Origin of the sequence: Devosia sp. YIM 151766 (assembly GCF_030285925.1) — a bacterium.
Lineage (GTDB): Bacteria > Pseudomonadota > Alphaproteobacteria > Rhizobiales > Devosiaceae > Devosia.
On sequence record NZ_CP127251.1, the window covers coordinates 2,850,305 to 2,868,655 of the forward strand.

Below are 18,351 nucleotides of genomic sequence, written 5' to 3' on the forward strand. Positions count from 1 at the left end.
CATCTCTGCGCATCATGAAAACGAGGTCCATCGAGATCCATCATGCCGATTCCAAACCCGCGTCATCCGAATTTCCCCATTCCCGGCGGACCGGAACTCCGGGCCAAGGGATGGCGCCAGGAAGCCTTGCTGCGGCTCCTCGAAAACGTGCTGAGCGTTGGCGAGAACCCGGACGAACTGGTCGTCTATGCCGCCTTGGGCAAAGCCGCCCGCAATTGGGCCGCCCATAAGGCGATCGTAGAATCCCTGCTCGCCATGGACGAGGACCAGACCCTCATCATCCAGTCCGGCAAACCGATCGGCCTTATGAAAACCCACGCCAGGGCGCCATTGGTGATCATGGCCAATTGCAACCTCGTCGGCCAATGGGCCAATTCGGAGGTGTTTTATGAACTGGAGCGCAAGGGGCTGATCTGCTGGGGCGGCCTGACGGCGGGCGCTTGGCAATATATCGGCTCCCAGGGCGTCATCCAGGGCACCTACGAAATCTTCATGCGGATCGCCGAAAGCCGTTTCGGCGGCTCGCTGGCCGGCCGCTTCATCCTGACCGCCGGCCTTGGCGGCATGGGCGGCGCCCAGCCCCTGGCCGGGCGCATGGCCGGCGCCGCCATTCTCTGTGTCGATGTGGATGCCGAGCAATGCCGGAAGCGGCAGCAAATCGGTTATCTCGAAGAGATAGCGCCGGACCTGGACACCGCCCTGTCCATGATCGACAAGGCCGTCAAAGAGCGGCGGGCCACCTCTATCGGCCTGGTCGGCAACGCCGCTGAAATTTATCCGGAAATCGCGCGCCGCGCCATCGTGCCGGACATCGTCACCGACCAGACCTCCGCTCACGACCTGGTCTATGGCTATGTGCCCAAGGGCATGTCGTCGGGAGAGGTGCAGCGCTTGCGGGCCAACGGACAGGCCCAGTTGATGGCCGCAAGCCGCGCATCCATCGTGGATCACGTGCAGGCTATGCTGGACTTCCAGAGTGCCGGCGCCGAAGTCTTCGACAATGGCAATCTCATCCGCACCCATGCCCGGGATGGCGGCCTGGAAAATGCCTTCGACATCAAGATATTCACCGAAGCATATCTGCGGCCGCTATTCGCGCGGGCCATCGGCCCGTTCCGCTGGGTGGCCTTGTCGGGCGATCCTGACGATATCCGCAAGATCGACGATGAATTGCTCGAAATGTTCGCGGAGAACCGGATCGTGACCAACTGGATCGGCCTGGCCCGCCAGCACGTCCCCTTCGAGGGCCTGCCGGCGCGCATCGCCTGGCTCGGTCATGGCGAGCGCACCGCGCTGGCCCGCGCCGTCAATGCCATGGTCGCCGATGGCAGGCTTGCCGGGCCGGTAGCCTTCAGCCGCGACCACCTCGATGCAGGCGCCATGGCCCATCCCAATATCATGACCGAGCGCATGAAGGACGGCTCCGACGCCATCGCCGATTGGCCGCTGCTGAATGCCATGCTGCTTTGCTCCTCCATGGCCGATCTGGTGGTCGTTCATTCGGGCGGCGGCGGCTATGCCGGATATATGACCTCAGCCGGCGTGACGGTCGTGGCCGATGGCACGGCGCAGGCTGAAGAGCGGCTCGAACATGCGCTGACCAACGACACCGCCCTGGGTGTGATGCGATATGCCGACGCGGGATATGAGGAAAGCCACGAGGAAATTGCCGCCAAGGGAATCCACCATATCGTCCTGGCGGCGACCTGACCGACGATCTATCGCCGCCAAACGCCGGCGGGATAATTTTACTCAATGCGGCGGTCTGCAAAGGCATCGGAAACCGGTGCCGGCGGCGGGATGAAACATTGTGTCAAAACGCCCGCATTGCGCGCCAGCCGATATATCCTGTGCGGAACTTGGGATATGGGAAGCTATTTTGCGACGGAATAGCATGGTTTTCGAGAGCCCGGCTGCTCAAGGTCTAGGCCAGAGAGCCGAAAGTAAGAACGGCAATGTCCGCTAACACAAAACGAGGGAGGCAATGATGAGAGATTTTCTCGACAGATTAGTCACGGCCTTTGCCTCCGTCCTCGCAGCAATGTTGCTCATTTTTGTGTTGATGAGTGTTGTTCCGGGCGATCCGGCCTCGACATTGCTTGGTCCTCAGGCATCTCCTGAGTTCGTTCGACAATATATCCAGCAGATGGGCCTCGATCAGCCCGTTCATATCCGTCTCGGCCGCTTCTTCGGAAATCTTCTCACCGGCAATCTGGGAACCGATGTCGTGTCCGGCAGGCCGGTCTGGGATATTATCGCCGAAGCGATGCCAAATACGGTGATGCTGGCGCTGTTTTCCATGACCGCGGCCTGCATTATCGGCATTCCCCTGGGCGTTTTTGGCGTGATGACCAAATCCCGCGCCATCGATGCCGTCCTCACCTCCCTGTCGATCGTTTTCGTTTCCATGCCCAGCTTCATCGTCGGCATCGCCCTGCTGGTCATCTTCTCCAGCTGGCTGAACTGGCTGCCCGTTCTCGGGGCGCCCGCAAATGCCAGTCTGGTGGACAAGTTCAGGGCCATGATCCTGCCGACGACCGCCCTGGCCATAGGCTGGGTCGGTATTATCGGGCGGCTGGTGCGCAGCTCCATGCTGGAGGCCCTGTCGCAGAATTATATCCGGACGGCCCGCGCCTATGGCCTGAACAAGACGCTGGTATTTTACAAATATGCGCTTCGGAACGCGATCATCCCGACAATCACCGTTGTCGGCATGGGCTTTGCCCGCCTGATCGGCGGCGCGGTTCTGGTTGAAGTGCTGTTCGCCCGCCAGGGCCTCGGCACGGTTATCTACGACGCCTTGATATCGCGGAATTTTTCGGTGCTTCAAGGCAGCATTTTCGTCGTCGTGGTCCTGTTCGTCTTCATCAATTTCGTCACCGAATATGTGTTCCGGATCGCCGATCCCCGATTCAGCAAGGATACGGCCTGATGAAGCGCCTGATCAAATTTGGCGGCAGCATCGGGCCTGCGGGCACTTTCGGCTTCGCCATCGTGGCGATCCTGCTGCTGACGGCAGTGATATCGCCAATATTCACGCCTTATGATCCGAACGCGATCGACGTTCTCAACCGCATGGCTCCCCCGAACTGGGACCATTGGTTCGGCACCGATCACCTCGGGCGCGACCTGCTCAGCCGCCACATGGTCGGCACATCCGTGGCGATGGCGGTGGCGCTGGGCGCGGCCTTCATCGCCTTGGTCGGAGGAACAATTCTCGGACTTATGGCCGCCTATATGTCCGGCTATGTCGAGCGGGTGATCTTGATCGTCTTCGACGCCATTGCCTCCTATCCCAGCGTCATCCTCGCCCTTGCCGCGGTCGCCGTTCTGGGGTCCTCGATGGTCACGATCTCGATCGTGATCGGCTTCGCGCTCATCCCCCATTTCGGGCGCGTCGCGCGCGCTCAGACATTGGCCATCAGACGGGCGCCCTTTGTGGAGGCGGAAATCGTGCTCGGCGCCTCCGAGGCGCGGATTCTGCTGCATCACATCCTGCCCAATATTGCCGGACCGCTGATCGTACTCGCCTCGCTCGACATTCCGATCATCATCGCCATCGAGGCCGGCATGTCCTTTCTGGGTCTGGGCATCCGGCCGCCCAGCGCGAGTTGGGGCGTCTTGTTGCAGGACGGCTACCAGAACCTGTCGGAATCCATGTCTCCGGTCCTGATCTCCTGCGGCGTTCTCGCCGCCGCGACACTGGCATTCACCCTGATGGGCGAGGCCTTGCGTGAATTGGGCGATCCGCGCTCGGTGAAAGGTGGCGCCTGATATGCATGATCCGACCTTGTCCATAAGGAATGTCCGCCTCAGCGTCCGGGAGAGCCGGGACCATGAAATACTCTGCGGCGTGGATCTGGACCTTCCCAAGGGCAAGATCCTGGGCCTGGTCGGGGAATCCGGGTCCGGCAAATCCAGCCTGGCCAATTGCATCACCGGCCTGGTTCCGGACTCGCTGGCGCTCGAGGGCAGCATCAAGATCGACGGCGTCGAATTGCTGCCGATAGACGAAGCCCATATGCGCTCGATCCTCGGCGACCAGATCGCCATGATTTTTCAGGACCCGCTGACCAGCCTCAATCCGGTTCTGACCATTGGCGTACAGCTGCGCGACGTGGCCCGGCGGCGCTATCCCGACCTGGCGGAAAAGGCGATTACCAGCATAATCGTCGAGGCCTTGGCCAAAGTCGGCCTGCCCGATCCAGTCCAGAAGTTAAAGGCCTATCCCGGCCAGTTTTCGGGGGGCATGCGCCAGCGCGTCGTCATCGCGATGGCCTTGCTCGTCAAGCCCAGCCTGCTGATCGCCGACGAGCCGACCACGGCGCTGGACGCCACTATCGAAGCCCAGGTCGTCAGGCTGCTGGCGGATTTGCGCTCCGAATTCACTGGATCGATCATCTTCATCTCCCATCACCTGGGGGTTGTGTCCCAGCTGTGTGACGATGTCTGCGTCATGTATGCCGGCAGCATCGTGGAATACGGCGCCAAGCGCGACGTGCTGTTCGCGTCCGCCCATCCCTATACCCAGGCGCTCATCGCCTGCGAGGTTGACGAGGCGCCTGAAGGCACGCCGCTGAAATTCATTCCGGGCGCCGCGCCGCGCATCGACGACGCCAAGCACGGTTGCCGCTTCGCGCCGCGATGCGGTTTCTGCATCGATGCTTGCCGCACCGCCCTGCCGCCATTGGTGGAAGTCGGCCCGGGCCATTTCACGCGCTGCATTCGCGCCGAGGAGCTTCGCGATGGCCGATGATGTCGTGAGCATCGAAGGCGCATCCGTGCTGTTCAACCGGCGGGTCCACGCGCTCGACGACGTTTCCTTGCGGCTCAGGCAGGGCGACAATGTGGGCGTCGTCGGCGAGTCTGGATCGGGCAAAACCACGCTCAGCCGGCTGGTCGTCGGCTTGACCAGGCCAACCGCTGGCCGGGTGCGGGTCCTGGGCCAGGACCTGGCTTCGAGCCGGATTCCCCGCGACTTCCGCAAGCGCGCGCAGTTCTTGATGCAGGATGCAGTCGCCGCGCTGTCGCCGCGCATGACCGTCAGGGCGCTTTTGACCGAATCCGCCAAGATATTCAGCATGGATCGGGCGGCGTTCGACACCAGGTTGGGACTGCTGCTCGAGCGGCTGAAGCTCACCCCCACACTTCTGGATCGATATCCACACCAGCTCTCGGGCGGGCAGGCAAGGCGCGTCGGCGTGGCCCGGGCCTTGCTGCTGGAACCCGAATTGCTGGTTGCGGACGAGCCGACCGCCGGTCTCGACGTCTCGGTGCAGGGCGAAATGCTCAATCTGCTCCAGGAATTGCGCGCCTCGCTGGACCTGACCTTCATGATGGTCAGTCACAACCTGCACGTGGTCCGGCGCGTGACCAACCGCACCGTCATCATGTATCTGGGTCAGGTGGTGGAGGACGCGCCCACGCGCCGGCTGTTCTCGCGGCCCGCCCATCCCTATACCGCGGCGCTGTTCTCCGCCAATCCGATGCTGAGCCCGGACGCGACGGCGCCGCCGATCCTCTTGCGCGGCGAAATACCGAGCAATGTCAACCTACCGAAAGGGTGCCGCTTCGCGTCGCGCTGCCCGGTCGCCCAGCCCGTCTGTTCCGAGCGCCCGCCTCAATTGGAGCCGCTCGATCCGGAGCATTCGGTCCGGTGCCATTTCCCTTTTTCGCTGACCACCCCCCGATAGGTTCGGGAAAGGCCAGCGGACAGCCAGAGCAAGGACAGGAGAAACCAATGAATCCGAAGCTTTCACGCAGGCAGTTTGTCGGAGGGGCGGCCGCCTTTTCGGCGCTCGCTCCCCTGGGCATCGTGCCGACCTTTTCTCAGGAGCATCAGTCCTACATCGCGCGGGTCGACCGCGACGTGGAAAATCTCGATCCGGCATTCCGGACCAGCCTGACCGATTCCAATGTCATCAGGGCGGTCTATCAGCGCCTCATCGACTACAATGTCGGCGCCTATGGCTGGCAATTGGACGCCGCCGAGGCCATCGAGCAAAAGTCGGATCTCGAAATCACCTTCACCCTCAAGCAGGGCATCATGTTCACCGGCGGCTATGGTGAAATGACCGCCGACGACGTGAAGTTCTCGCTGGAGCGCTTCGCCTTTCCGGACGCCGAGGGGCGGGTCTCGAGCTATCGGCAGGACTGGGCCGATCTCGACGAGGTGGTGGTGCACGACAAATATTCGGGCAGCATCATGTTCAAGCAGCCGGCGCCCAATATCTGGCAATCGGCATTGCCGCATGCCTCCGGTGCCATCGTGCCGCGCAAGGCAGTGGAGGAATTCGGCGCCCAGTTCGGACGCAATCCGGTCGGCTCGGGCCGCTATGAAGTCGTTTCCTTCAGCGGCCAGGATGGCGTCGTGCTCAAGCGCAATCCGCTTTTCCTGGACAGCCCGGGGGAATTTGAATCCTTTACCGTCAGGTTCATATCGAACGTCAAGACCGCCCAGCTCGCGGTCGAGGCCGGTGAAATCGACTTCACCCAGGTCCCGCTGACCACCGTTCCGGAACTCGAGCGCTCGGGCCGTGTCGCGGTCAGCACCATTCCGACACAGAAATTCATCTGGCTCGGTCTCAATGTGGAAGCGCCCAAGCTCGCCGACCTCAAGGTCCGACAAGCCATCCGCGCGGCGGTGGATGTCGACGAGGTGCTGCAGGGGGCCTATCAGGGCCAGGCGCCGCGCCTCAACACCTTGCTTCCCGCCGGCCTCGCCGGCCATTGGGACGAAGCGCCCGTCTATAACCAGGATGCCCAGCAAGCCCAGGACCTGCTCGCCGAAGCCGGCGTGTCGGATCGCCTGTCGCTCAAGCTGACCATTCTGAACGAGCCGGTCTTCCAGACCATGGCCCTCATCGTCCAGGCGCAGCTTGCGAACGTCGGTATCGACGTTGAGATCGACCAGCGGGAGGGCGGCAGCTTCTGGTCGGCTGGCAAGGAAGAATCCGGCGAGAACATGGAGCTCTACATCACCAGCTTCAACACCTCCGTCGCGCCAGTGGCCAATACCCGCTGGTTCCTGCCCAACCAGGTCGGCGACTGGAACTGGAGCCGTTGGAACAGCCCCGAATTCGAGGAGCTCTACAACAGCATCAGCCAGGATTTCGATCTCGACTCCCGCTCGGCGAAACTGGTCGAGATGCAGCAGCTGATGGACGAATCGGCGGCCTTTATCTGGCTGACCAGCGACGTCGTCGCCTATGCGCACCAGACTTGGCTCAAGCCGATGATTCTGCCAAACGGCGTGGATTGCCAATACGCCTATTTCACCCAGGCCTAACCGGCATTGCCGCTCAAATGCGCGGGGCTCTTCATGGCTGAAGAGCTCCGCGAAACAATCGGATCGTCATGTTGAACCCTGATAGACACATCGTGCTGGGCACGGGGGCGCTGAGCCCCGGCGATGTCGCCATGGCGGCGACCGCCTCCTGCAAGATATTGGCCAGCCAGGAGGGCATGGACAGGGCGGATCGCTCGCGGCGGGCGCTGGCATGGGCGGTGCGCGCCGATGTGCCGATCTATGGCGTGAACCGCGGCGTGGGCATGGCCCGCCAGATCAGGGTAAACGATTATCGCGAATTCACCGCCCTCGACGACGGGGAGCGGAGCCTGCAATTCAATCGCAATCTGCTGCTGTCCCATTGCCGGGCGATCGGCGAGCCCGTTGCCCGCATGGATGTCCGCGCGGCCATGATCGTCAGGCTCAATACGCTGCTGGCCGGCGGCTCGGGCATCGGCGCCGAAGCGCTCGACCTGCTGCTGGAAATGGTGAATAGAGGGCTGTCGCCGATCGTGCCCGGCACCGGGTCGGTGGGCGTGGGCGATCTGTCCAGTCTCTCCTATGTCGGCGCGGCGATGATGGGTGTGGGACAGATCGAGACCGAGGACGGCACGATCCTTCCCGCCGCCGAGGCCTTGAGCAGGGCGGGCCTGCCCCTTCTGCATCCTATCGGCCGCGACGCGATGGCGATCATGTCGTCCAATGCGCTTTCGGCCGGCCAGGCCTGCCTGCTGGTTGCAGCGGCGAAAAAGGTGCTGGCGGCAGCCAACCTCACCTATGCGCTCAGCCTTGAGGCCTTGAATGGCAATGTCGCCCCATTGCTCGACGTGGCGGCTGCCGACCGGCCGTTCAGGCATTATGCCGGGATTCTGGCGCAGTTCCGCGACATGCTCGAGGGCAGCTATTTGTGGCGGCCATCCGAGGAGCGCTATCTGCAGGACCCTCTGAGTTTCCGCACGGCGCCCCTGATGCATGCCGTCTGCACCGAGAGCATCGACCGGCTGGAACAGACCCTGTCGGTGCAAATCAACAGCATCGAAGACAATCCCAGCATTATGGCCTGCTCCCCGGAGGACGTCTCGGAGCAGTTGCGGCCTTATTTCGGCAGCGGCGACGAACAGCTCGCGGGCGGCGCGATCCCCACCGCCTATTTCGACCCCCTGCCCTGGGTGCTCGATGCGCAGTCCATGCTCGTCGCCTTCGCGCATCTGTCCAATGCCTCCATGCAGCGCGCCAATCGGCTGATCAACCCGCATTTCACCAAGATCGACATGCTGGCGCGGCAGCCGACGGCGAGCGCCTTCGGCTTCTCCAAGATCGCCAATGTCCTGCAGGCGCAGATTGCGGCCGCTCTCCAGCCGCTCTCCACCCAGGTTCAACCCTCGGCGGGCGATATCGAGGATGTCGGCAATCACGCGCCCACCGGTATACGCCGTGCCATCGAGGCCATGGACAATATCCTGCGCATGCTGGCGGTCGAGCTGGTCGTCGCCGACAGCCTGATCAGGGCCAGGCGGGACGACCAGCCGGAACTGCCTCTGGGACGCGGATCGGAAAAGCTCCACCAGGCGCTCCGGGACCTGCTGTCGGCAGCGCCCGATTTGCGGCCTGGCACCGCCATCGACCGCATCTATGACGCCCTCAAAGCCGGAAAGCTGGACAATGCATAACCCTAGCCAGACGGGCGCCGATCCCGCAGTGCCTCTGCTGTTTACCCCGCTGAACATGCGTTCGGTTCGCCTCAAGAACCGTATCGTCGTCGCCCCGATGTGCCAATACCGCTCGATAGATGGCGGACCCACGGACTGGCACCTCGTCCATCTGGGAAAGTTCGCGGTCGGCGGGGCCGGCGTGGTGTTCACCGAAGAAACGGCGATAGAGGAGCGGGGCCGGAAAACCCATGCCTGCGCCGGCCTCTACAATGACGAGCACGTGACGGCCTATCGCCGAATCACCGACTTCATCAAAGCTCAGGGCGCGGTTCCGGCTATCCAATTGGGCCATGCCGGCCGCCAGGCATCGTGTCACGGCGCGGAATTGGGATGGAAACCCCTGACCGAGGAGGACGCCAAGGCGGGCCTGCCTCCCTGGCAGGGCGTGGCTCCGAGCCCTATCGCCTGGTCCTCCGATGCTGCCGTTCCCCATGAGCTCTCGCGCGCCGAGATCGGAGAGATGCTGGCCACCTGGAAGCAGGCCACGCTCAGGGCCGTCGATTCCGGCTTCGACATTTGTGAAATCCACGGTGGCCACGGCTATCTGCTGCACCAGTTTCTCTCCCCGCTCGCCAATAAGAGAACCGACGCCTATGGCGGCGACCGCGCCGGGCGCATGCGGTTCGTTCTGGAGGTCGCCGAAGCCGTCCGCTCTGTCTGGCCGGCGGACAAGCCGTTGTTCTTCCGCATGTCGGTAGTCGATGGCCGGGGCGGCCAATGGTTTATCGAGGACAGTATCGCCCTCGCCGCCGCGCTACGCGATCTCGGCGTCGACCTCATCGATTGCTCGTCCGGCGGCATGAATGGCGATGGCCCCTTCCCGCCGGTGCCCCGCGTCCCCGAATTCCAGGTCGCCTATGCGAAGACCCTGCGGGAGCAGGCCGGCATGCCGACCCTTGCCGTGGGGCTGATCACCAGCCCCCAGCGGGCCGAGGTCATTCTACAGGCCGGCGAAGCCGATCTGATCGCCATTGCCCGGGGCGCCATATGGGATCCGAACTGGCCGGCCCATGCCGCGGCCGAATTGGGCAAGCACGATCCCTATGCGGTCCTGCCCGGCGACATGGCGTTCAGATTGCGGGACCGGGACCGTCATCGTGACAGCTATCCGAGCGGATCAAAGGTCGACATCCCGCTCGCGCCCGACCGCAGCGTGCCCTATTCCTGGTCGGAACGGGGCGAATACTGGCCGGCGGCCAGGGAATAACGGTTATCGCGCATGGACCTGCTCACGCTCATCATGGTGCACGCCTTTTTCGAGACAGGGTCCATTCGCCATGCCGGCCGGCTCATCGACAAATCGCCATCGACGGTCAGTGCCGCCCTGGTGCGGTTCGAGAATGCCGTCGGCATACCCATGGTGCGGCGTGAGGGCCGCGCCCTTTCTCTTACCCTGGAAGCGGAGCGCCGGGCGCCGGCGCTGGCGCTGATCGATGCCGAGGCGCGCCGATTATGCAGCCTGGCCACGCCGGGCGGAGCGGTCCTGCCTATCGGCGTCGAAGCCCTGCGCCGGATCATCGTCGTGGCCCATCGCGGCAGCATCCGCAAGGCGGCCAAGGTCATTGCCATCGGCCAGCCCCAATTGACGCGGCAAATCGGCGATGTCGAGCGCAATCTGGGGCTGGAAATCTTCAAGCGAAGCCGGCACGGCGTGGTCAGCACCGAGAATGGCGCCATCGTCCTGGCCATAGCCGGCCGCATTCTCGACGCTTGGGACAAGCTTTCATTTGCGGCGGCGGAGCATTTTCGGCGGGCGGTATCCACCTGGAGTCTCGGCACGATCATGCCGCTTGGCCATGAGAGTTTCGTGGCCGAAATGCTTGCGCGGCTGTCGGCGCGATGGGCGGACGAACGGCCGCGCCAGCCCTTGTCCATCATCGGCCTGACCGCCGATGAACTGATGCTCGGCCTCAAGTCGCGCCGCTTCGACGCCGTCCTGCTCGATCACCTCAATATTCCGCTGGAATATGAGAAGGAGGTTCTCTCCGAATCCAAGCTTTGCGTGGTCGGCAGCAATCTTGAACAGCCTCTGGCCGATTTCGGCGCCTTGTTCCGCAGCCGCAAAATAGCCCTGCTCAGCAAAAAGAGCGGCCTGAGGCAGGTATGCGACCGGTTCATGGCCGATGTCGTGGGCCAGGACGACTTCTATAATCTCGACATCCTCGAATCCGATTCCATACCGGTGATCGTCCGCCTGGTTTCCGACTATGGCTATGTCACCGTGCTGCAAAGGTCGGTCGTCGGTCATCTGCCCTATGATTTCTGGCAAATGCCGATACCGGACGAATATACCCAGGCCCTGCTCCTGGCCTGGCGCAAGAACGCATTGCCCGAGCAGGTCCGCACCTCGCTGATCAAACACCTGCGGGGCCTGTGATCCCTGGCCTGCCCCGCCCATCCCAACTCGCCCCGGAAGTAGAACCATGACCGAAAAGACCGCCGCCATCATACGTGCCGCCAAAGGTCGCCTGACGGAGCCGATGGTCGGCGGACTGGACCGCTACGATTCCCGGACCGTCGAGACCAAGCTGGCAGCCGTCCACGCCTTCGACAAAGCCCATCTCGTCATGCTGGTGGAAACCGGGTTGCTGGGGCGGCGCGATGGCGCGCTCATGCTTGGGGCGCTCCGCGATATGGAGACGGAGGAAGGCGCCGTCGCGGCGAGGCTGCGCATTGGCGGCGCGCTGCATTCGGGCGAATATTACCTGACCGAGCGGCTCGGCGCCAAGCTTGGCGGCTTTATCCATCTGGGCAGAAGCTCGGCCGATCTGGCTGGCGTGAGCAGAAGAATTGTCCTTCGGGCGGCCATATTGTCCATGACCAGGCAATTGATCGCGGTGCAATTGGCCGTCTTGAGGGCGGCGCCCGATTATCTCGATTGCATAATCCCCGCCTATACCCATGGCCAACACGCCCAGCCCACCACCTATGCCCATTGGCTGATGATGTGGGCCAATGTGTTTCAACGCGACACGCAGCGGCTGCTGGACGGATTTGACCGGCTGAACTTGTCGCCCGCCGGCGCCGCTGTGGCCACCGGCACCGATTTCCCCATCGACCGGGCCCGCGTCGCGGCCTTGCTCGGCTTTGACGGCATCCTCGTCAACACAATGGACGCCACCTTGAGCAATGACGTGTTTGCCGAATATGTGTCGATCATTTCCTTGCTCTGCGCGAATATGGGCCGACTGGCCGAGGATTTGCTGTTCTGGACCACCCAGGAGGCCGGCCTGGCCCTGATTCCCGACCGCTTCTGCGACACCAGTTCAATCATGTCGCAGAAGAAAAATCCGAGCTTTCTGCATGAATTGCGCGCCTTGGGCGCCGAGGCCAGCGCCACCTTGCTGCTGGTCGGCAATATCGAGGCGGGGACCACGGGTCAGTCGGTGCATGCCAGAAAAACCGCCGAAAATGCGGTATGGGCGCTGATCGGCAAGGTCGCTACCCGCCTGCCCCAGATGGCCGATCTCATCGCCCATACCAAAATCGATGCACAACGCGCCAGGCAGCTTACGGAAAATAGCTGGAGCCAGGCCACCGATATCGCCAGTGCATTGGTGCGACATCTGGGCTTGAACTGGCGCGAAGCCCATCGCGTGGTTTCGATCCTGGTCCGGCTTGCGACCGAGCGGCGCCTGTCGCCCCGCCAGGTGGACCTCGCCTTGTTGGAAACGGCGCTCGCGGAAGCGGAGATTGCCGCCTCGGACCTCGGCAGCTTCGACATTGCCGCAGCCGTCGACGTGCAGGCCTTTGTGGAGCGCCGGACAAATGAAGGAGGACCCGCCCCCTCCGCCGTGATGAGCAATATCGCCTCGCTCCGGAATACCGCGACTGCGCAGCAGACCGAGATGGAAGCAGCAGAGCACGCCATTGTCGGAGCGTCGCAGGAACTCGAAAGCGCCATCGAAATGATAATAAGCGGCTAGGGCCAGGAGCCCAAATACGGAGATGGCCGCTTTTCGACTATTGCCGCTACCTGGATGCGCGCCGCTTGCTGCTCATGCCTTAGGGTAAGAAACAAAGGCGAGTTCGCTGCTGTCGGGCGACCACGAGTTGACGTTGATCGTGCCTTGTCCGCCGAAAAGGGCGGTAAGGTCGCGCTGGTCCTCTCCGTTCGGCGACATCAGGCGCAAGATCACATCCCGGTCCGGCGGATGGCCTATCGTGCCTTCCGGATAGCTCAGATAGGCGATCAGCTTGCCATCTGGAGAGCAATGCGGAAACCAGTTGACCCTGGCGTCGAAGGTCAGCTGTTCGACACCGGTTCCGTCGATCCTCATGCGAAATATCTGCGCATGGCCAGGCTGCGAAGCAGCCAGTTCCGAGTTGAAGTAGATCCATCGTCCGTCCGCTGAATATTCCGGCCCGTCATTGGGCACCGAAAAACCAGTCAGCCGCGTGTCGGGGCCGCCGGCAGCAGGAAGTGTGAAGATGTTGACCATCCGCTCTTCGTCCGGCTGCTCCACGGCGACATAGGAGAGCGTCAATCCATCGGGCGAAATGCCGTGGAGGTAGTAATGGTGCGGGGTCTGGTGCTCGTTCGACACCCGCCATGCCCCACCCCCTTGAAAAGGCACCGCGTAGAGGTGGCCGTCATCGGAGCTCACATAGATCGTCTTGCCGTCGGGAGAGAGCACGTGGTCGTTGTTGAGATCGTCCAGATGACCGGTATCGATATGCTCCGGTGTGCCGCCATTCGGGCTGATCTTGAAGATCTGGCCACCAGCGTTGAACACCAGCCACTTTCCGTCTCCACTCCAGTTCGGCGCCTCGATGACCTCGTCGGTCAAAAAGACGATACGCCTTTCCCCGGCCAGGTTGATGATTTCGAGCTGCGATTGCTGCCCGGTCGAAAGTGAACGTCCACGGCGCGGAAACGAAAAGCTCATGGGGACCTCGGAATGGCGGTGCGGCGACCTAGTTGGCGTCGTCGTCAAGATTGTCGCGGAAATCGTTGAGCCCGGCATCCACCGATGACGGCGCCTCGATCCATTCGTACATCGGCTCGCCGGTGGCGGGATCGCGGGCCGGAATGGGCAACATCATGATGCGCTTGGCGGCCGCACGGAACATCGTCTCGGTCAGGCCGGCATCCTGGACATTGTCCCAGTCCCGCCCGTCAGGATACCCCCCCACCATCATCACGTCGTCGGAATTGCCGACCATTTCATGCGACACGCCGGCGGGTAGAACAATCACGTCGCCGGCCTCGACGCGCACTCTGACGCCGCCTTGACCAAACAGATCGACCTCCATCCAGCCCTTTGCGCAGCCAAGGCATTCATGCGTGGTCGAATGAAAATGGGCATAGGTATAGACGCCGGGATAACGCCAGTTATTGAGCCAGCCATTGCTGCGGAACCGCTTGATCAAGGCATCCTCGCCGCCCGGCACCGCATTGCGATGAACCAGAAGCGGGAAGCGGCTATTTGGAACGAAACCGACAGGCTTCGACCAGAAAATCTCGGTGTTCACGATGTTGCTCCTTGTTCGTTCCGAATGCTTTTTCGCGGGAAAATCAGGTATCCAGCCAACATTGCCCGCCTTGTTTCCGCGCTGCTCATCGCTGAGGCTCCCAAGCGCAGGCGCACCGCTAAAGTCCCAAGGCTTTAATATGGGCGATCGAGCGGCTGGCGAATTGGCTCCAGTCACTTGGATTGTCGTGTTCGGTGACGATATGGTCGGCCTTGGTCTGGCGGAACAGGGGAACCAGCGCCGCCCAATCGATGATGCCGTCGCCTGTCGCTCTCCAGCCGTCATCGTCCTTCGTTCCCAGCGGGGCAGTGTCCTTGGTCTGGATGGCAACGATACGGTCGGCAAAGCGCTTCAGTTCTGCCGCGGGATCGGCTCCGGCTCGCACGATCCAGCCGCAATCGATCTCGAATTTGACGCCCTCGCCCCCGGCTTCGAAGATATGATCGATCGGACGCGTGCCGTCATCGAGGGGCACGAACTCAAAATCATGATTGTGCCAGGCCACCGCCAGCCCATGCTTCGCGGCGGCCTCGGCGCCCGTCGCAAGCTTTTCGCCCAGCTCACGCCAATACTGGGCCGTCGGCCGACGTTCTTCGGCCGCCACATAGGGCGGGATTAGATAAGTAGCGCCAAGTGTTTGCGCGATTTCGATATAGCGCTGCGGCTCGTTGACGAGGCCCGCCAATGGCATATGAAAGCCGAAGCATTTTAGCCCTGCATCGTCGAGAGCACGGCGAAACTCTGACGGGTTTTTCTCGTAGGCCGGCAGCCACGGCTCGATCCCGTCATACCCCATGGCCTTGAGCTTTGGAAACTGGTCGAACAGCGGAGGAAAATTGCGGGAGGAGTAGAGTTGATAAGCAATCGGATAGGCCATGGAACCTCGGCAAAGGTATAGGGGATGCTCCGGCCAGTAGCCGGAGCTTGGCAATGAGGATTAGCCGGCGCTCGGCTGCGCCTCCTTGTCCTTGTCGAACTCGAGAAGTTCCACCATGACGCCCAACTTTTCGACTGTGTCGTAATAGGCGTAGCGGCCATGCGAGCCGTCGAACTCGCCGCGCTGCAACAGCTTGTGGCCTTTGCCCTCGAGATAGGCATTGCGATTGGTGAGGTTTCGCGTGCGGAACGCGATGTGATGGCAGCCGGGCCCTTTTTGTTCGAGCAAATCCCGCCAGGCGCTCTTTTCCGGGCCGGGCTCGAGAAATTCGACGTCGATATTGCCGAACTTGAACATACGGATCTTGCAGCCGACCGATGCTGGCATTCCGTTATAGATGGCCTTGGCCTCTTCGGGCGAGGCGGCCTTGCCCAGCGAGGGCATGGGCTTGCCGGTCAGATCGGCAAACCACTGCGCCGATTTGTCCACATCGTCGGTAACGAAGCAGATCTGCATCACTTCGTCTTCATCAAGCAGGCGCTTGTCCATTTTCGTCAATCCAATTTGGGGAGGAACCCAGCAGCCTCCGAAGGAAAAGGAGAGGCTGCTGGGCAGGGGGGACGGGTTAGCCGAGGATGGTGTCGTAATTGTCCTTCATCTGGGCGATGGCATCATCGATGGTCATCGACGGATCGGACCAGTAATTGAACACCACCTCCCAGATTGAGTTCTGCCAATCGGCATCGGCGGTGTTGTGCGGGTTCTGCACCTGGCGTGCCGGATCGGAGAGGATATTGAGCACCTCGGTCGAGCACGCATCGAGCGAGCCGGCAGGCGCGTCGAGCCGGACTGGCGTCGAGCCCTTGGCAGCGGAGAATTCGCCCTGAATCTGCGGATCCAGCACCACCGACGCATAGTCGAGTTCGGCTGCCGCGATGTCGTCCGAGACGCCGCCAAGCAGGCCCCAGGCATCCACAGTTGCGACCACGGCCTTGGCGTTGGGGATTTCGATACAGCCGAAATCGGTGCCCGCGACCTTATCGGCGGCAAACCATTCGCCCTTCATCCAATCGCCATGAATCTGCATCAGGGCGCGCCCGGTGATCACCTGCGCGGTGGTTTCGTTCCAGGGACGGTTCTGGGCCTCGGGACCCGCCTCGTTGGCGAAGAGGCGCAGGGTTTCTAGCGTCTGACGGAATGCCGGGTCATCCAGCGCTTCCGGATCGGGGTTCTCGCCATAGATGCGGCTATAGATTTCAGGTCCGGCAATGGCGGCGGTCAGCGCATGAAGCAGGTAACCGACCTGGAATGGCTGGCTACCCACAGCAAGCGGCACATAGCCTGCTTCGCGCACCTTCTCGAAGTCAGCGAACATCTCCTCGAGCGAAGTCCACGATGCCGGGTCGACCCCTGCGGCTTCCGCCACTTCCATGTTGTAATAGACCATGCCGTCGATATGGAGCGCGGTCGGCACCTTGACGATCTCGCCGTCAACGCGGATCGAAGCCTGCACCGAGGCCGGCAGGTTTTCCAGGATGCCGTTTTCCTCGTACCACTGGGTCATCGGGAAACCCATGCCGAGGCCGGCAATGTCGCGGTAAACGCCTGGATTAGCTTCAAGGAAGACATTGGGCGGCTGCCCGCCGGTGATCAGGCTCATGAGGTTGACGTTGGAACCGGTATTGTGCGGGATCGCGATGTCGGTCCAGGTATGGCCCTTTTCTTCAAGGCCCGCCCGCAACACGTTGAGCGCTGCCACTTCCGCCGCCGAAGACCAGTTGTGATAGATCACGAGATCGGCGGCATTGGTCGATCCGGCAGCGGTGCCGAGCATCATGCCGGCAATGGTGATGGCAAGTGTCTTTCTAAGCATGTCTCTCTCCCTTGACGTTGGCTACATTCGATGCCCGGTCCGGGCATCGAACAGGTTGGCTTTGCCCCTCGCAAAGCTCACGAAAACGACCTGACCCGGCCGCATGCCGGCGGCAATTGCCGGTTCCACGCGGATGGCGAGCAGGTCGTTCTCGAAATCGAGATAGGCGCTGGCGTCCGGTCCGGTGCGCTCCGCATACTGGACCGGCACGTCGAAGGTCGCGGCCACCGGCCCGGCGGGGGCGCCCGGCGGCAGGAAATGTTCCGGGCGGAGGCCGGCGATCACCTCGGCTCCATCCTGTGGCGGAGCCATGAACGGATAATCGGATACATCCATCCGGCCGCCCGAGACAAAGACCACCTCTATCTTGTCGCCGGAAACCGCGAGCCGCGACTTGCGCAAATTCATCGCCGGCGAGCCGATAAAACCAGCCACGAAGAGATTGGCCGGCCGCTCGTAGATTTCATCCGGCGTCCCGAATTGCTGGATCACCCCGCCGTTCATGACTGCGATCTTGGTCGCCATGGTCATGGCTTCGATCTGGTCATGGGTCACATAGACGATGGTCGGGTTGAGCTCGTCATGAAGCTTCTTGATCTCGAGCCGCATCTCCGTGCGCAGCTTGGCATCGAGATTGCTGAGCGGTTCGTCGAACAGGAACACGCTGACATTCTTGACCAATGCCCGACCTATGGCGACGCGTTGCCGCTGGCCGCCCGACAATTGGGCCGGCTTGCGATCCAGCAGCGGCTCGATCTGCAGCAATTTCGCGGCCCAGGCCACGCGGCGATCGATTTCCTCGCCCGGCAATTTCGATGACACCAGGCCGAAGCGCAGATTTCCGCGCACCGTCTTGGTTGGGTAAAGCGCATAGGACTGGAACACCATGGCCAGGCCACGATCTTTCGGATCAAGGTCGGTCACATCGCGATCGCCGATCATGATGCGTCCGTCGGTGACGTCGAGCAGCCCTGCCAAAAGATTCAGCAGCGTGGTTTTACCGCAGCCGGAGGGGCCGAGCAGGACCAGGAAGTCGCCGTCATCGACCGCGAGATTGAGGTCGTTGAGCACCGACAGGTTTCCGTAAGTCTTGGTGATGTGTTCGAAACTGACGCGTGGCATGGGT

General features: G+C 62.2%; 16 protein-coding genes. 10 read left to right on the plus strand and 6 right to left on the minus strand.

What is annotated here, in order from left to right; genetic code table 11:
• Positions 1 to 42 precede the first annotated feature (42 nt).
• The 10 genes from ertB to O9Z70_RS14030 all read left to right on the plus strand — a co-directional run bounded on the left by ertB (position 43) and on the right by O9Z70_RS14030 (position 12,926).
• Complete coding sequence (ertB, locus tag O9Z70_RS13985; RefSeq protein ID WP_286020050.1) at positions 43 to 1,710, plus strand: thiourocanate hydratase; 1,668 nt, start codon at positions 43 to 45, stop codon at positions 1,708 to 1,710.
• A gap of 331 nt (positions 1,711 to 2,041) precedes the next feature.
• The gene (locus O9Z70_RS13990; protein WP_502870202.1) at positions 2,042 to 2,932 is read left to right on the plus strand and encodes an ABC transporter permease; all 891 of its coding nucleotides are present in this window, start codon (positions 2,042 to 2,044) and stop codon (positions 2,930 to 2,932) included.
• Complete coding sequence (locus tag O9Z70_RS13995) at positions 2,932 to 3,774, plus strand: ABC transporter permease (RefSeq protein WP_286020051.1); 843 nt, start codon at positions 2,932 to 2,934, stop codon at positions 3,772 to 3,774. Before O9Z70_RS13990 ends, O9Z70_RS13995 begins: the two co-directional genes overlap by 1 nt.
• Before the next feature lies 1 nt (position 3,775).
• The gene (locus O9Z70_RS14000) at positions 3,776 to 4,756 is read left to right on the plus strand and encodes an ABC transporter ATP-binding protein (protein ID WP_286020052.1); all 981 of its coding nucleotides are present in this window, start codon (positions 3,776 to 3,778) and stop codon (positions 4,754 to 4,756) included.
• The gene (locus tag O9Z70_RS14005) at positions 4,746 to 5,693 is read left to right on the plus strand and encodes an oligopeptide/dipeptide ABC transporter ATP-binding protein (protein WP_286020053.1); all 948 of its coding nucleotides are present in this window, start codon (positions 4,746 to 4,748) and stop codon (positions 5,691 to 5,693) included. Before O9Z70_RS14000 ends, O9Z70_RS14005 begins: the two co-directional genes overlap by 11 nt.
• Before the next feature lie 47 nt (positions 5,694 to 5,740).
• Positions 5,741 to 7,288 carry an ABC transporter substrate-binding protein gene (locus O9Z70_RS14010; RefSeq protein ID WP_286020054.1) on the plus strand — a complete coding sequence of 516 codons (1,548 nt, stop codon included), beginning with the start codon at positions 5,741 to 5,743 and terminating at the stop codon, positions 7,286 to 7,288.
• Between the two features lie 68 nt (positions 7,289 to 7,356).
• Entirely contained in the window at positions 7,357 to 8,958 is a 1,602-nt protein-coding gene (locus tag O9Z70_RS14015; RefSeq protein ID WP_286020055.1) for an aromatic amino acid ammonia-lyase, read from the plus strand.
• Positions 8,951 to 10,207, plus strand: coding sequence for an NADH:flavin oxidoreductase/NADH oxidase (locus O9Z70_RS14020; protein ID WP_286020056.1), 1,257 nt, complete (start codon positions 8,951 to 8,953; stop codon positions 10,205 to 10,207). The genes O9Z70_RS14015 and O9Z70_RS14020 overlap by 8 nt, the downstream gene beginning before the upstream one ends.
• A gap of 12 nt (positions 10,208 to 10,219) precedes the next feature.
• Complete coding sequence (locus O9Z70_RS14025) at positions 10,220 to 11,377, plus strand: LysR family transcriptional regulator (protein WP_286020057.1); 1,158 nt, start codon at positions 10,220 to 10,222, stop codon at positions 11,375 to 11,377.
• A gap of 46 nt (positions 11,378 to 11,423) precedes the next feature.
• Positions 11,424 to 12,926, plus strand: a complete 1,503-nt coding sequence (locus tag O9Z70_RS14030) for an argininosuccinate lyase (RefSeq protein ID WP_286020058.1) — start codon at positions 11,424 to 11,426, stop codon at positions 12,924 to 12,926.
• 72 nt (positions 12,927 to 12,998) lie between these two features.
• Here O9Z70_RS14030 and O9Z70_RS14035 read toward each other — a convergent pair whose 3' ends face one another.
• From O9Z70_RS14035 to O9Z70_RS14060, 6 genes are all read right to left on the minus strand, one after another.
• Complete coding sequence (locus tag O9Z70_RS14035) at positions 12,999 to 13,889, minus strand: TolB family protein (protein ID WP_286020059.1); 891 nt, start codon at positions 13,887 to 13,889, stop codon at positions 12,999 to 13,001.
• A 28-nt stretch (positions 13,890 to 13,917) separates the two neighbouring features.
• Positions 13,918 to 14,652, minus strand: coding sequence for a cupin domain-containing protein (locus tag O9Z70_RS14040; protein ID WP_286020060.1), 735 nt, complete (start codon positions 14,650 to 14,652; stop codon positions 13,918 to 13,920).
• Positions 14,594 to 15,352 (minus strand): sugar phosphate isomerase/epimerase family protein, encoded by a 759-nt coding sequence (locus O9Z70_RS14045; RefSeq protein ID WP_286020061.1) that lies wholly within the window; start codon positions 15,350 to 15,352, stop codon positions 14,594 to 14,596. Before O9Z70_RS14045 ends, O9Z70_RS14040 begins: the two co-directional genes overlap by 59 nt.
• Positions 15,353 to 15,412: 60 nt before the next feature.
• On the minus strand, positions 15,413 to 15,901 hold the full coding sequence (locus O9Z70_RS14050; RefSeq protein ID WP_286020062.1) for a VOC family protein: 489 nt from the start codon (positions 15,899 to 15,901) through the stop codon (positions 15,413 to 15,415).
• Positions 15,902 to 15,977: 76 nt separating this feature from the next.
• Complete coding sequence (locus tag O9Z70_RS14055; protein ID WP_286020063.1) at positions 15,978 to 17,225, minus strand: ABC transporter substrate-binding protein; 1,248 nt, start codon at positions 17,223 to 17,225, stop codon at positions 15,978 to 15,980.
• 21 nt (positions 17,226 to 17,246) lie between these two features.
• Positions 17,247 to 18,347, minus strand: a complete 1,101-nt coding sequence (locus O9Z70_RS14060) for an ABC transporter ATP-binding protein (RefSeq protein WP_286020064.1) — start codon at positions 18,345 to 18,347, stop codon at positions 17,247 to 17,249.
• Between the last annotated feature and the right edge of the window lie 4 nt (positions 18,348 to 18,351).